The organism is Pseudomonas sp. EGD-AK9 (assembly GCF_000465935.2).
Taxonomy (GTDB): Bacteria; Pseudomonadota; Gammaproteobacteria; order Pseudomonadales; family Pseudomonadaceae; genus Aquipseudomonas.
In genome coordinates, this window is the sequence record NZ_AVOF01000940.1 from 1 (window position 1) to 13,861 (window position 13,861).

Genomic DNA, 13,861 nt, shown 5'->3' on the forward strand with positions numbered 1-13,861 from the left:
GGCGCCGACGCCGACGCTGCCGAGCATCAGGCCGAAGTCGCTGGCGCTGCCCTGCAGCTCGCCGCGCACGATCAGCGGCAGCAGCGACATGCCGGCGCTGGCGCCGACGAAGAAGGCCGCGGCGCGTACCAGTACCGCCTGCAGCGGTTTCGAGGCGCGGCTGTAGCGCCAGCCGGCACGCATGGCACCCAGCAGGCGTTCGGCCGGGAAGCTGGCGACCTGGCGCTCGCGCTTCCAGGTCAGCAGCACCGCCATCACCGCGAAGAACGACAGGGCGTTGAGGGCGAAGGTCGCCCAGGGGCCGCTCAAGCTGACCAGCACCCCGGCGATGGCCGGGCCGAGCGCACGGGCGACATTGATGCCGAGGCTGGACAGGGCGATGGCCGAGGGCAGGTCGCGCTTGCTCACCAGTTCCGGCGTGAGCGCCGACCAGGCCGGCATCATCAGCGCGGTACCGACGCCCATGGCCAGGGTCATGCCCAGCAGCAGCCAGACCGTGGTCAGGCCGAGCAGGGTCAGTACGGCCAGCAGCGTCGCCACCGCCGCCATCCACAGCTGCACGCCGAGCAGATAGCGGCGCTTGTCGACGATATCGGCCATGGCGCCGGCCGGCAGCGCCAGGAGGAACATCGGCGCCGAGCCGGCGACCTGTACCAGCGCCACGTGCATGGGGTTGGCCGACAGGCTGGTCATCAGCCAGCCGGCACCCACCTCGTGCATCCAGGTACCGATGTTCGAGGCGATGCTGGCCAGCCACAGCCAGCGGAAGGTGCTGTGCTTGAGTGCGCCCCAGGGCGAAGGTTTTTCGCTGGCCATGTCAGAAGGCAAAGCAGGAGCAGCCGAAGGCGCCCCAGAAGCCCTGGTGATCGCTCACCGGCACACTGCTGCGGCGCGCGCGGTCATGCTGGTGCTGATGCACGGCGCAGGCGCCGACGCACTGGTGGATGCTGGCCGACAGCGGCGCCGCGACCGGCTTCCAGTGCCCGGGCACCTTGGCCACCGGCGACCAGTCCGGCAGTACCGGCAGCGTTGGCGGGGCGAGCTTGTCGAACTCGCCGGTGCCATGCACAACCTTGCCGCCGACGATGGTCAGCACCGACTCCAGCCACTTGATCTGCTCTTCCTCGATGCTGAAGAAGTCCGCGCTCAAGGCCACCAGATCGGCCAGCTGCCCCACCTTGATCTGACCCTTCTTGCCCTGTTCGCTGGAGAACCAGGCGCTGCCGTGGGTGAACAGCTGCAGCGCGGTGGCGCGCGACAGACCCTGTGGCGTGAGCGTAGTGCCGCCAACGGTTTTGCCGCTGACCAGCCAGTACAGCGCCGTCCAGGGGTTGTAGCTGGCCACGCGGGTGGCGTCGGTACCGCCGCCGACCGGCACGCCTTCGGCCAGCATGCGCTGGATCGGCGGGGTAGCTTCGGCGGCCTTGGCGCCGTAGCGGTCGATGAAGTACTCACCCTGGAAGGCCATGCGGTGCTGGATGGCGATGCCGCCACCAAGCGCGCGTACCCGCTCGATATTGCGCGGGCTGATGGTCTCGGCGTGGTCGAACAGCCAGGGCAGGCCGTTGAACGGCATGTCGCGGTCGACCTTCTCGAACACGTCGAGCATGCGCGAGATGGATTCGTCGTAGGTGGCGTGCAGGCGGAACGGCCAGCGTTGCTCGACCAGATGACGCACCACCGGCTCCAGATCGGCTTCCATGCTCGGCGCCAGATCCGGGCGCGGCTCGACAAAATCCTCGAAGTCGGCAGCGGAGAACACCAGCATCTCGCCGGCGCCGTTGTGGCGCAGGAAATCATCGCCCTGGTGCAGCTTCACGCTGCTGGTCCAGTTCTTGAAATCGGTCAGCTCTTCCTTGGGCTTCTGGGTGAACAGGTTGTAGGCGATGCGCACGGTGAGCTGATCCTTGTCGGCCAGCTCCTGGATCACCTGGTAGTCGTCCGGGTAGTTCTGGTAGCCGCCACCGGCGTCGATGGCGCTGGTCACGCCCAGGCGGTTGAGCTCGCGCATGAACTGGCGGGTGGAGTTGACCTGATACTCCAGCGGCAGCTTCGGCCCCTTGGCCAGGGTGGCGTAGAGGATCAGCGCATTGGGCCGGGCGATCAGCATGCCGGTGGGCTGGCCGCTGGCATCGCGCTGGATCTCGCCGCCGGGCGGGTTCGGCGTGTTCTTGTCGTAGCCCACGGCGCGCAGCGCGGCGCGGTTGAGCAGGGCGCGGTCGTAGAGGTGGAGGACGAACACCGGGGTGTCGGGCGCCGCCTTGTTCAGCTCATCCAGGGTCGGCAGGCGTTTCTCGGCGAACTGGAACTCGGTCCAGCCGCCGACCACGCGCACCCACTGCGGCGTCGGCGTGCGGTCGGCCTGCTCCTTGAGCATGCGCAGGGCATCGGCCAGCGACGGCACGCCTTCCCAGCGCAGCTCCAGGTTGTAGTTGAGGCCGCCGCGGATCAGGTGCAGGTGCGAGTCGTTGAGGCCGGGAATCACCGTGCGCTTTTGCAGGTCGATGACGCGCGTGGCATCGCCGCGCAGGGCCATGGCTTCGGCATCGCTGCCGACGGCGACGAAGCGTCCGTCCTTGATGGCCACGGCGCTGGCCTGGGGTTTTTCGCGGTCGACCGTGTGCAGGCGGCCGTTGTACAGAATGAGGTCGGCACTCATGTTGCCTCCTGGTGAACTGGCGGATGAGTCGCCGGACAAGGCGGCGAAGGGCAGGGTGGACCACAGTGCCCCGGCGGCGCCGAGCACGCTGCTGGTGGCGAGAAAATGGCGACGTTTCGGGTCGGAGGGATCCTGGCTCATGGTCGATCCTCGTCGGTGCTGGGGCTCAGCCAGGCGGCGAACAGCCGCGTGGCCATGGGCATGAACAGGTACACCACGAGCAGGACGATGCTCAGGGTGATCACGATGTTGCTCGGCAGGTAGCCGCCGAGCCAGGGAGCGAGCTGAAACAGGGGTTGCCAGAGCAGCGGCACCAGGAGGCTCAGCGGCAGGATCACCAGGAAGGTGACGCAGACCTGTTTCCAGCGGGGCGGCGGCGTCTGCGCGCTTTCCGGCATGAACCAGAACTCCTTGCCCTGGGCGATCTCCAGCTGGTCGCCGGCGCGCAGCAGCGGCTCGACCTCGGCGATCAACTGGCGCCTTTGCTCCGAGTCGATCCAGTTCTGCAACTGCTGCAGGCCGGCGAAGCGCAGCACGCAGGTGAATTGCGCCAGGCTGGCCTGACGGCTGCGCACCACGTCCACGCCGAGGTGGCCGGGGCATTGGCTGGCGGTGGCGATGATGCGCCGTAGCCAGGCCTCGTAACGCGGCACATGGTCGGGGCGCACCTGGTGGCGCACCACCAGGGTGACGGTTTCCTGTTGCGTCTCGCTCATGCTGGAGACTCTGCGCGTGGCCTGGGTCTTGCCGAGCCGGTGACGTGCGGCGGGGCGCGTCACCGGCTCGGCCGTCATCGGCTCAGATGGGGGCTGCCACCGGGGCCAGGGTCGGACCGTGCTGCACACGCTCAGGCGCCTTGTGCACCATGGTGTAGGCGTAGTCCACGCCCATGCCGTAGGCACCGGAGTGTTCCTTGACCAGGGCCATGACGGCGTCGTAGGTGTCGCGGTTCTTCCAGTCGCGCTGCCACTCCAGCAGTACCTGCTGCCAGGTCACCGGCACCACGCCGGCCTGGATCATGCGCTGCATGGAGTAGTCGTGGGCGGCTTGCGAGGTGCCACCGGAGGCGTCGGCGACCATGTAGATCTCGTAGCCGGCGTCATGCATGGCGGAGAGGGCGAAGGTGGTGTTGCACACCTCGGTCCACAGGCCGGAAACGATGACCTTGTTGCGGCCGTTCTTCTTCAGCGCGTCGCGAACCTTCTGGTCGTCCCAGGAGTTCATCGAGGTGCGCTCGAGCAGCGGCGCGTCGGGGAACACGGCGAGCAGTTCGGGGTAGGTGTGACCGGAGAAGCTCTCGGTCTCGACCGTGGTGATGATGGTCGGCACGTTGAAGATCTTGGCCGCCTTGGCCAGGCCCACGGTGTTGTTCTTCAGGGTTTGCCGATCGATGCTCTGCACGCCGAAGGCCATTTGCGGCTGCTGGTCGATGAAGATCAGCTGGCTGTTGTGCGGGGTCAGGACTTCGGTTTTTGGATTGCTCATAGCGGTTACCTGTCGGTGAGGCGGTGGACGATGCACGCATCCCGTCGGTCGTTACCGTCGGGTAGACGAAAGGACTATTGCAGAGCGGTCGCCGCCTGGATTGGATGTAACTGCGGTTCTGGTATCGGGCTGTGGCGCTCAGGCCAGGTGTTCGCGCAACGCCGCGCCGGCCTGCTGCATGGCAGTGCGCACCGCAGGCACCTCGGCGATCACGTTGAGCAGGCCGTAGTCGTGGATCATGCCGTTGTAACGCACGGCGCTGACCGCGACGCCGGCCGCGCCCAGGCGGCGGGCGTAGGCTTCGCCTTCGTCGCGCAGCACGTCCATCTCGGCGCTCTGCACCATGGCCGGTGGCAGGCCTTGCAGCTGTTCCAGGCTGGCGCGCAGCGGCGAGGCGTGGATCTCGTTGCGCTGCTTGGGGTCGGTGGTGTAGTTGTCCCAGAACCACTCCATCATCCCGCGGGTGAGGAAATGCCCCTCGGCGAATTGGTTGTAGGAGGCGTTGTTGAAGCTGGCGTCGGTCACCGGCCACAGCAGCAGCTGAAAACGCAGCTTCGGTGTGCCGGCCTCTTTCGCCTTGATGGCGACCACCGCCGCCATATTGCCGCCGACACTGTTGCCGGCCACGGCCAGGCGCGAGGCATCGACACCGATCTGGCTGCCATTGGCGGCCACCCATTGGGTCGCAGCAAAGGCCTGGTTGATCGCAGTCGGGTATTTCGCTTCGGGCGAGGGGGTGTAGTCGACGTAGACTGCCGCGGCGCCGGAATGCACCACCAGGTCGCGGATCAGCCGTGCGTGGGTCGGGTAGTCGCCCAGCACCCAGCCGCCACCGTGGAAGAACATGAAGCCCGGCAGGTTGCCCTGGCTGCCTGCCGGGCGCACCACCACCAGCTTCAGCATCTGGCCGGCGGCCTCGATGCTGTGTTCGCGGGTTTCCACGGCCGATAGATCGACCTCGACCGAGGCTTGCGCGCCTACCAGCACGGCGCGGGCCTCCGCAGGCGATAGCCGTTCCAGGGGCGTGCCACCACCGGCGGCCAGGGCTTCGAGAAAGGATTGGGTGTTGCGTTCGACGCCGGGACTGCCGGCGCCCAGGTTGGGGGAGGGCTGCATGGCGATTGACCTCATGATGGTTGAAGGAGCTGTAGCGCTACTGCGTCGGGCATCTTCTGCCCTTGCGGTCGAGCCGGCTTGTACCGGCCTGCCGTTTTGGCATCAGGCTGCTGCCGGGCTGCTAGAGTGAGAGCGGAGTCGCTGGCGTCCGGACGAGGTGGGCATGACAGGGGAAAGTCGCAAGCTGGGTCTGGGGTCGCTGACCGCGCTGGTGGTGGGCTCGATGGTCGGTGGCGGGATCTTCTCGCTGCCGCAGAACATCGCCGCGCGGGCCGATGTCGGCGCGGTACTGATCGGCTGGGGCATCACCGCGGTGGGCATGCTGGCGCTGGCCTTCGTGTTCCAGGGCCTGGCCAACCGCAAGCCGCAGCTCGATGGCGGGGTGTACGTCTACGCCAAGGCGGGCCTCGGCGACTACATGGGTTTTTCCTCGGCCTGGGGTTACTGGATCAGTGCCTGGCTGGGCAATGTCGGCTACTTCGTCCTGCTGTTCTCGACCCTGGGTTACTTCTTCCCGGCCTTCGGCCAGGGCAACACGCCGCTGGCCATCGCCTGCGCCTCGGTGTTGCTGTGGTGCGTACACGCCCTGGTGCTGCGCGGCATCAAGGAGGCGGCGCTGATCAACCTGATCACCACCGTGGCCAAGCTGGTACCGATCCTGCTGTTCATCGTCATCGTCGGCCTGGCCTTCGACCGCGACATCTTCACCCGCGACATCTGGGGCCGCAGCAACCCGCAGTTCGGCGGTGTGCTGGAGCAGGTGCGCAACATGATGCTGGTCACCGTGTTCGTGTTCATCGGCATCGAAGGGGCGAGCGTGTACTCGTCGCGTGCCGAGCGCCGCCGCGATGTGGGCAAGGCCACGGTGATCGGCTTTCTCGGCGTGCTGGCGCTGCTGATGCTGGTCAACCTGCTGTCGCTGGGGGTGATGAGCCAGCCCGAGCTGGCTGCGTTGCAGAACCCGTCCATGGCCGGGGTGCTGGAGCATGTGGTGGGGCGCTGGGGCGCGGTGCTGATCAGCATCGGCCTGGCGGTGTCGCTGCTCGGTGCGCTGCTGTCCTGGGCGCTGCTGTGCGCCGAAATCCTCTTCGTCTCCGCCAAGGACGGCACCATGCCGGCCTTCCTGCGCCGGGAGAATGCCAACCAGGTGCCGGTCAACGCGCTGTGGCTGACCAACGGCATGATCCAGCTGTTTCTGCTGATCACCCTGTTTTCCCAGGGCACCTACCTGTCGCTGATCTACCTGGCCTCGTCGATGATCCTGGTGCCCTACCTGTGGTCGGCGGTCTATGCGCTGCTGCTGGCGCTGCGCGGCGAAACCTACGAAGACCAGGCCGGGCTACGCCGCAAGGATCTGGCCATCGGCCTGCTGGCGGTGTGCTACGCGATCTGGCTGCTGTATGCCGGCGGGGTCAAGTACCTGCTGCTGTCGGCGCTGCTCTATGCGCCGGGGGCGCTGCTGTTTCTCAAGGCCAAGGGCGAGCAGGGGCAGATGCTGTTCACCCGCTTCGAATGGCCGATCTTCGCCGCCGTATTGCTGACCGCCGCGCTGGCCGGCTACGGCCTGTATGCCGGGCATCTGAGCTTGTAGTGCTGGACAAAGCGGCCAGCGCGCGGATAATCCGCCCCATCGCCCTCTGACTCTGGCCTCGCGACCCCCATGCGCAAAACCCTGCGTACCGCCCTGATCTGGATACTGATGCTGGCCCTGCCGGCACAGGCCATGGCGGCGCTCGGCATGCAGTTGTGCGAGCAGGTGCATCGCAGCGGCGCCCTGCAGATGAGCGGCAGCGAGCATGGCGAGCACCACGAGATGACGGCCGATAGCGCACATGACGCGCATCAGGATGGCGCGCCTGCTGCCAGCAGCGAGGCTCCCGGCGATGGCAGCCTCTGTACCCTGTGCGCCTTCTGCGTCGGCGTCGCCGCGCCCAGCCAGCCGTTTCTGAACGACTCTGCCCTGCAAGCCGTCGAGCCGGCTACAGCCTGGCCCGACCGCCTTATCGTCGGCGTGGCCGACACGCCCGAACGCCCCCCGCGTCTTTCTCTCGCCTGAGCCCCTTAGGTAGCGCCGTCCTGCGGCGCCTGTAGCTCACGCGGCCGCCTGGCCGCCGTACGCGAGAACACATCATGACTTTGCATTCCCTTGCCGGATGGCTGCTGGGCATCGCCGCCCTGGCGCTGCCTGGCATCCTGATGGCGGCCCAGCCCGACCCGCTGGACGCCAACGCCGCCGTGCCGGCGCAGGATTACCGTTCACCCTTGCAGCACTACCGCGCCCAGGCCGACGAGCCGTTGCAGGACTGGCGCGCGGCCAACGACCTGGTCGGCCGTATCGGCGGCTGGCGCACCTACAGCATGGAGGGCTGGGAGCAGCCGGCCGAGCAGGGTGCCGAGCCCGCCGAGGGAGGTGGCCATGACCACCATTAAATCCGCCGTGCTGCTCTGCGCCGCGCTGCTGTTGGCCGGTTGCGCCGGCTTCAGCCAGGACGGCGGCTTCGACCCGGTGCAGCAAAACGCCGAGCGCCAGCTGGACAAGCAGCTGCTGTGGGCGCGCGACGAGGTCGGGCGCGGGCAGATCGAGGCGCGCGTCGCCGAGCTGCTGGCCGAACCCCTGAGCCTGGACGCCGCGATGCAGCTGGCGCTGCTCAACAATCGCGGCCTGCAGGCGTCCTTCGACGAGCTGGGCATCGGCGAGGCCGAGCGCGTGCAGGCCGGGCGCCTGCCCAATCCCGGCTTCTCCTACGGCCGTCTGGAGAAGGGCAGCGAGGTCGAATACGAGCGCGGCCTGCACCTGAACCTGGCGCGCCTGATCGCCCTGCCGCTGACCTCGCGCCTGGAAGGGCGGCGCTTCGAGCAGCTGCAGCGGCAGACCAGCCTGGCGGTGTTCGACCTGGCCAGCGAGACGCGCAAGGCCTGGTACCAGGCGGTCGCCGCCGAGGAGAGCCTGGTCTACGCGCGGCAGGTGCTGGACGCCGCCGAAGCCGGCGCCGAGCTGGCCCGGCGCCTGGCCGCGGTGGGCAACTTCAGCAAGCTGCAGCAGGCCGAGCAGCAGAACTTCTACGCCGAGGCCGGCATCGGCCTGATCCAGGCCGAACAGGCGCGGGTGCGCAGCCGCGAGCAGCTGACTCGCCTGCTCGGCCTGTGGGGCGAGCAGCTCGACTACCGCCTGCCCGAACGCCTGCCGGCGCTGCCGAACAGCGCCGACCAGCTGCCGGACGTGGAGCGCCTGGCCATGAGCCAGCGCCAGGACATCCAGGCCGTGCGCCTGGATGCCGAGCGCCTGGCGCAGAACCTCGGTCTGACCCGCACCACGCGTTTCATCAACGTGCTGGAACTGGGCGTGGTCAACAACCGTTCCAACGAGGAGCCGACCCAGCGCGGCTACGAGATCAGCGTCGAACTGCCGCTGTTCGACTGGAGCGGTGCCAAGGTGGCGCGGGCCGAGGCGCAATATCGCCAGGCGCTCAACCGCGCCGCCGAGACGGCGATCAACGCCCGCTCGCAGGTGCGCGAGGCCTACCACGCCTACCGCAATGCCTTCGAGCTGGCGCAGCACTACCGCGCCGAGGTGCTGCCGCTGCGCCAGCGCATCGCCGAGGAAAACCTGCTGCGTTACAACGGCATGTTCATCAGCACCTTCGACCTGCTCGCCGATGCGCGCCGCCAGGTGCAGGCGGTGGACGGCTACCTGCAGGCGCAACGCGACTTCTGGCTGGCTCGCGCCGACCTCGACATGGCCCTGTTGGGCGCGCCCAATCCCTCGCTCGGCGCGGCGCCTGCCGCTGCTGCCGAGCCGGCCGCCGCCGGCCACTGAACAAGGAAATTCCCAGATGGTTTCACGACGCGATTTCTTTCTCGGGGCCGGCGCCATCGGCGCTGCGGTGGCCACTTCGGCGGTCAGCCGGGTGGCCATGGCGGCCCTGCCCGAGCCGGTGCTGCAGGCCAGCGCCGACACCCAACCGCCGCTGCAGCCGGGCAGCGGGCGGCCCTACAACCCGGTGGTCACCCTCAACGGCTGGACCCTGCCGTGGCGGATGAACAACGGCGTCAAGGAGTTCCACCTGGTCGCCGAGCCGGTGGTACGCGAGCTGGCGCCCGGCTACAAGGCCCACCTGTGGGGCTACAACGGCCAGTCGCCGGGGCCGACCATCGAGGTGGTGGAGGGCGACCGGGTGCGCATCTTCGTCACCAACAAGCTGCCCGAGCACACCAGCATCCACTGGCACGGCCAGCGCCTGCCCAACGGCATGGACGGTGTGGCGGGCCTGACCCAGCCGGCGATCCCGGTGGGCAAGACCTTCGTCTACGAGTTCGTCGCCCGTCGCCCCGGCACCTTCATGTACCACCCGCACGCCGACGAGATGGTGCAGATGGCCATGGGCATGATGGGCTTCTGGGTCACCCACCCCAAGGAGCATCATCCGCTGATCAGCGAGGTGGACCGCGACTACTGCTTCCTGCTCAGCGCCTACGACATCGAGCCGGGCGCCTACACGCCGAAGATCATGCAGATGCTCGACTTCAACCTCTGGACCTTCAACAGCCGCGTGTTCCCCGGTATCGACCCGCTGGTGGCGCGCCAGGGCGAGCGCGTGCGCCTGCGCGTCGGCAACCTGACCATGACCAACCACCCGATCCACCTGCACGGTCACGAGTTCGAGGTCACCGGCACCGACGGCGGGCCGACCCCGGTCGGCTCGCGCTGGCCGGAGGTGACCGCCGACGTGGCGGTGGGGCAGATGCGCCAGCTCGAGTTCATCGCCGACGAGGAGGGCGACTGGGCACTGCACTGCCACAAGAGCCACCACACCATGAACGCCATGGGCCACGACGTGCCGACCCTGGTCGGCGTCGATCACCGCGACATGACCCGCAAGATCGCCAAGCTGGTTCCGGACTACATGGTGATGGGCGAGCGCGGCATGGCCGACATGGCGGAAATGCAGATGCCGCTACCCGACAACACCGTACCAATGATGACCGGCGACGGTCCGTTCGGCTCGGTGGAGATGGGCGGCATGTTCACCATGCTCAAGGTGCGCAAGGAGCAGGCCGCCGGCGACTACCGCGACCCCGGCTGGTTCAGGCATCCGGCCGGAACTGTGGCCCATGAGTGGAAGGGCGTACTGGCCAGCCCGAGCCGCTCGCACGACGGCGGTGGCCAGTCGATGCCGCTCAAGCAGCCGCTCGAGACGCCGGTGGAAGTGCAGGTGCGCAAGCCGGGCGGGCATGCCGGGCATTGACGGGTATCGGGTTGGCATGTGCGGCCCGGCCATAACGCAATTTGAGGAAATGGATCGATGAAATCACTACAGCTACTGGTACTGACCCTGGGCGGATTGCTGGGCAGCCCGGCGGCGCTGGCCCACAGCGAGGCGCACAAGGGCCATCAGGCCGCCGCGACGATCAAGGAGCAGAAACCCTGGGGCATCGCCGGCGATACGGCGCAGGTCGACCGCACCATCGAGATCCGCATGACCGACCACATGCGCTTCACCCCGGACCATCTGCAGGTCAGGCAGGGCGAGACCATCCGTTTCGTCCACCGCAACGACGGGCAGATGCTCCATGAATTCGTCATTGGCACCCGCGCCGAACTGGACGAGCACGCCGCGCTGATGGCCAGGTTTCCTGGCATGCAGCACGACGAGCCCTATATGGCCCATATCGCGCCGGGGCAGAGCGGCGAGATGATCTGGACCTTCAACCGCGCCGGTGAATTCGATTTCGCCTGCCTGATCGCCGGCCATTACCAGGCCGGCATGGTTGGCACCATCCAGGTGCTGGCCGACTGACCCAAGAGAGGAAACACGCATGAAGAAGCAACTGATGATCGCGGCCCTGGCCGCCCTGTTCAGCCTGCCGCTGCAGGCCGCCGACCCCGCGCCGCTGAGCCAGGGCGAGGTGCGCAAGGTGGACGCTGCCACGCAGAAGATCACCCTGCGCCACGGCCCCATCGCCAGCATCGGCATGCCGCCGATGACCATGGTTTTCGAGGTGCAGCCGGCCAGTCTGCTTGACGGCGTCGAGGCCGGCGACCAGGTGCGCTTCCAGGCGCGCCAGGAGGGCAACCGCTATATCGTCACCGAGTTGCAGGTAGTCGAGTAGGGGTCAGCCCTGTGGCGCCGACAGAGCCACCGGTTCGGCCTGCGGCATGCCGATATGCTGGCCTTGGGAATAGTCGATGCCCAGGGCCAGCACCTTCTCCTGCACTGCCGCCGAGTGGACGAACTCGGCCACCGTCTGCATCTTCAGGCTACGGGCGAACTGCACGATGCCCTGAGCCACGGCGTAGGCGTTGGGGTCGCTGTCGAGCTGGCGGATCAGGCTGCCGTCGATCTTGATCAGATCGACGTTGAGCCGCAGCAGGTGCTCGAAGTTGGAGTAGCCGCTGCCGAAGTCGTCGATGGCGATGCGACAGCCGAGTGCCTTGACCTCCTCGATGAAAGCGTGCACCTGGCTGTAGTTGTCGATGCCCTCGGACTCCAGGATTTCGAAGATCACCCGCGGGGCGATGCCGCTCTGCTGCAGCTTGAGCTTGATCGCCTGGCTCAGCTGCGGATCGGTCAGGTCTTCATAGGACAGGTTGATGGAAAACTCGTAGGGCAGCTCGCGAAAGCGTTCCAGACATTTTTCCAGCATCACCCAGGTGATCTGCCGATGCAGGCGGATCTTCTTCGCCACACCGAGGAAACGACCGGGGTTGATCACCTGGCCGTCGTCGTCGCGCATGCGCACCAGGCACTCGAACTTGCCGATGCTGCCGCTGTGGTTGTCGCGGATCGGCTGGAAGTAGGGCAGCAGCCGGTCGTCCTGCAGCGCCGCCTTGACCTTGTTGGCCCACAGCAGGTTCTGTTCGTATTCCTCGCGAATCTTCAGCGCCGGATCGTAGAGCAGGTGGTTCTTCTGCTGCAGGCGCGCCAGTTTGAGGGCAATGGCGGCCGAGGCGAGCAGGTTGTCGCGGCCCTGGCGCGCCTCGCCAGCGCTGAGACTGGCGGCGCTGAGGGTGGCGTTGAAACCGATCTCCTGGCCCTGCCAGTCCAGGCGCTGGCGCTGGATAAAGGCGCTCAGCTCGCTCATGCGCGCCTCCAGCTGTTCGCCGCTTTGGCGCGGCAGCAGCACGGCGAACTCGTCGGCGGTCAGGCGGTACAGGCGTGCCTCGCCAGGGGCCAGGCGCAGGTGCTGGTCCAGCTGCGCGCCGAGATGGCGGAGAATCTGGTCGCCGCAGGCGTGACCGTAGAAGCCGTTGATCTCCTTGAAGGCATCCAGGTTGAGCAGGATCAGGCTCGGCCGCGGCGTGCGCCCGAGGTCGAGCAGCAGACGGGCGCGGTTCGGCAGTTGGGTCAGCGGATCGGTGTAGGAGGCCTCCAGCTGGCGCATGGCACTGGCGATCAGGCGCAGCAGCAGGGCGCCGAGCACCAGCAGCACCAGTCCGGTGACGGCGAGGATGCGGTAGTTGCTCTGGCGCATCGGCGCCAGCACCGCGTCGATCTCGTTCTGCGGCACGCCGAGGCCGAACAGCATGTCGGCGCGGGTCATGGCGAACAGCAGGGCATAGCGCGCGCCGTCGATCTGCAACTCGCGGCTGTGCAGCGGCGCACGTTCGCCCGGCGTCGTGACGGGTTCGGTCGCGGCGCGGACCAGCTGTTCGGCGAGGATGGCGTCCATGATGCGCTGTGCGGCCGGGATGTCCTCCTGTTCGTTGAGGCTGCTCAGCTTGCGGTTGTCGCGGTCGAGCAGGAAGGAGAAGGTGTTGGGGGTGAGCTTGATATCGCTGATCAGGCGTACCACGTCCTCGCTGCGCCAGTCGCTGCTGGCCAGGCCGATGATGCGCCCGCGACGGTCGTGCAGCGGCGTGGCCAGGGTGATCACCGCGGCATCCGGCAGCGGGTTGTAGTAGGCGGCGCTCCACAGCAGCGGCTCGGTCAGGGTCTGGCTACGATCCTGCTCGCTGTGCAGCAGGCTGCGATACCAGTCCTGCTGGCGCGGGTCGCCGGTCTGGCGGCTTACCTCGATGCGCCGGTCGGCGCCCCAGTGGGCATAGATTCCGGGGGCTTCGCCCAGGGCCGGAAAACTCCCCGGCTCGAACCACAGGCCGACGCCGAAGGCATCGGGAAAATCGCGCAGCTTCTGCTCCAGCTGCGCCGCCAGTTCGTGGCCCAGCGCGTTGCGCTGCAGCAGCTCGCCGAGGCGGGCGAGCGCTTCGGTGTGCTGCTCCATGCGCCTATGGTGGCCGTTGATGCGTCCCAGGTTGGCGTAGAAACTGTCCTCGATCTGGCCGCGACGCAGTTCGGCCATGGCGCGTTGGGAGAAGTCCAGGTTGAGCGAGGACATCACCCACATCGCCGCGATGAACAGCGCCACGAGCAGCAGAACCAGCAGCATCAGCAGCTGCTTCGAGGACCTCGACGGCATGCCGGGTAGCCGGGGGCGGGTAGCCATCAGCGCTGTTGCTCCAGGGTCCGGCGTACCCGCTGCTGAGCCTGGGCGATCTGCGCATCGTCGAGCTGCGCGCGCAGCTGCTGCAGCCTGGCTGCGGCGCGCGGCTCGCCGTTGTCCCGGGCCAGGCTCAGCCAGACATAGGCGGCCGCGGCATCG

The 13,861-nt window shown here is 67.6% G+C and carries 13 protein-coding genes; 7 read left to right on the forward strand and 6 right to left on the reverse strand.

Features of this window, described 5'->3' with window-relative positions; genetic code table 11:
* The 5 genes from N878_RS25740 to N878_RS25760 form a co-directional block, all read right to left on the reverse strand.
* On the reverse strand, positions 1-816 hold an 816-nt coding region (locus N878_RS25740), incomplete at its 3' end, for an MFS transporter (protein WP_021446343.1).
* Position 817: 1 nt separating this feature from the next.
* Entirely contained in the window at positions 818-2,659 is a 1,842-nt protein-coding gene (locus N878_RS25745; protein ID WP_021446344.1) for an amidohydrolase, read from the reverse strand.
* Positions 2,660-2,796: 137 nt separating this feature from the next.
* Positions 2,797-3,375: an antibiotic biosynthesis monooxygenase gene (locus tag N878_RS25750; protein ID WP_021446345.1), complete on the reverse strand. Its 579-nt coding sequence runs from the start codon at positions 3,373-3,375 to the stop codon at positions 2,797-2,799.
* Positions 3,376-3,457: 82 nt separating this feature from the next.
* Positions 3,458-4,144 (reverse strand): hydrolase, encoded by a 687-nt coding sequence (locus N878_RS25755; RefSeq protein WP_003243736.1) that lies wholly within the window; start codon positions 4,142-4,144, stop codon positions 3,458-3,460.
* A 138-nt stretch (positions 4,145-4,282) separates the two neighbouring features.
* Positions 4,283-5,260 (reverse strand): alpha/beta hydrolase, encoded by a 978-nt coding sequence (locus N878_RS25760; RefSeq protein ID WP_021446346.1) that lies wholly within the window; start codon positions 5,258-5,260, stop codon positions 4,283-4,285.
* Positions 5,261-5,423: 163 nt separating this feature from the next.
* Here N878_RS25760 and arcD point away from each other — a divergent pair, with 163 nt between their 5' ends.
* From arcD to N878_RS25795, 7 genes are all read left to right on the forward strand, one after another.
* Positions 5,424-6,851 (forward strand): arginine-ornithine antiporter, encoded by a 1,428-nt coding sequence (gene arcD, locus N878_RS25765; protein ID WP_021446347.1) that lies wholly within the window; start codon positions 5,424-5,426, stop codon positions 6,849-6,851.
* Between the two features lie 69 nt (positions 6,852-6,920).
* Entirely contained in the window at positions 6,921-7,316 is a 396-nt protein-coding gene (locus N878_RS25770) for a hypothetical protein (RefSeq protein WP_021446348.1), read from the forward strand.
* Between the two features lie 74 nt (positions 7,317-7,390).
* Positions 7,391-7,690, forward strand: a complete 300-nt coding sequence (locus N878_RS25775) for a hypothetical protein (RefSeq protein WP_021446349.1) — start codon at positions 7,391-7,393, stop codon at positions 7,688-7,690.
* Entirely contained in the window at positions 7,677-9,077 is a 1,401-nt protein-coding gene (locus N878_RS25780) for a TolC family protein (RefSeq protein WP_021446350.1), read from the forward strand. Before N878_RS25775 ends, N878_RS25780 begins: the two co-directional genes overlap by 14 nt.
* Before the next feature lie 16 nt (positions 9,078-9,093).
* Complete coding sequence (locus N878_RS25785; RefSeq protein WP_021446351.1) at positions 9,094-10,506, forward strand: multicopper oxidase family protein; 1,413 nt, start codon at positions 9,094-9,096, stop codon at positions 10,504-10,506.
* A 57-nt stretch (positions 10,507-10,563) separates the two neighbouring features.
* Entirely contained in the window at positions 10,564-11,058 is a 495-nt protein-coding gene (locus N878_RS25790) for a plastocyanin/azurin family copper-binding protein (RefSeq protein ID WP_021446352.1), read from the forward strand.
* Positions 11,059-11,077: 19 nt separating this feature from the next.
* Positions 11,078-11,371, forward strand: a complete 294-nt coding sequence (locus N878_RS25795; RefSeq protein ID WP_021446353.1) for a copper-binding protein — start codon at positions 11,078-11,080, stop codon at positions 11,369-11,371.
* A gap of 3 nt (positions 11,372-11,374) precedes the next feature.
* Here the strand turns inward: N878_RS25795 and N878_RS25800 are convergent, their stop codons facing one another.
* Positions 11,375-13,648, reverse strand: a complete 2,274-nt coding sequence (locus N878_RS25800) for an EAL domain-containing protein (protein WP_021446354.1) — start codon at positions 13,646-13,648, stop codon at positions 11,375-11,377.
* Positions 13,649-13,861 lie beyond the last annotated feature (213 nt).

What these genes read in the sequence shown, in the direction of transcription:
- N878_RS25775 (WP_021446349.1), top strand. Translation starts at nt 7,391, where the DNA reads ATGACTTTGCATTCCCTTGCCGGATGGCTGCTGGGCATCGCCGCCCTG.
- N878_RS25795 (WP_021446353.1), top strand. Translation starts at nt 11,078, where the DNA reads ATGAAGAAGCAACTGATGATCGCGGCCCTGGCCGCCCTGTTCAGCCTG.
- N878_RS25745 (WP_021446344.1), bottom strand. Translation starts at nt 2,659, where the DNA reads ATGAGTGCCGACCTCATTCTGTACAACGGCCGCCTGCACACGGTCGAC.
- N878_RS25750 (WP_021446345.1), bottom strand. Translation starts at nt 3,375, where the DNA reads ATGAGCGAGACGCAACAGGAAACCGTCACCCTGGTGGTGCGCCACCAG.
- arcD (WP_021446347.1), top strand. Translation starts at nt 5,424, where the DNA reads ATGACAGGGGAAAGTCGCAAGCTGGGTCTGGGGTCGCTGACCGCGCTG.
- N878_RS25780 (WP_021446350.1), top strand. Translation starts at nt 7,677, where the DNA reads ATGACCACCATTAAATCCGCCGTGCTGCTCTGCGCCGCGCTGCTGTTG.
- N878_RS25785 (WP_021446351.1), top strand. Translation starts at nt 9,094, where the DNA reads ATGGTTTCACGACGCGATTTCTTTCTCGGGGCCGGCGCCATCGGCGCT.
- N878_RS25800 (WP_021446354.1), bottom strand. Translation starts at nt 13,648, where the DNA reads ATGCTGCTGGTTCTGCTGCTCGTGGCGCTGTTCATCGCGGCGATGTGG.
- N878_RS25760 (WP_021446346.1), bottom strand. Translation starts at nt 5,260, where the DNA reads ATGCAGCCCTCCCCCAACCTGGGCGCCGGCAGTCCCGGCGTCGAACGC.
- N878_RS25770 (WP_021446348.1), top strand. Translation starts at nt 6,921, where the DNA reads ATGCGCAAAACCCTGCGTACCGCCCTGATCTGGATACTGATGCTGGCC.
- N878_RS25755 (WP_003243736.1), bottom strand. Translation starts at nt 4,144, where the DNA reads ATGAGCAATCCAAAAACCGAAGTCCTGACCCCGCACAACAGCCAGCTG.
- N878_RS25790 (WP_021446352.1), top strand. Translation starts at nt 10,564, where the DNA reads ATGAAATCACTACAGCTACTGGTACTGACCCTGGGCGGATTGCTGGGC.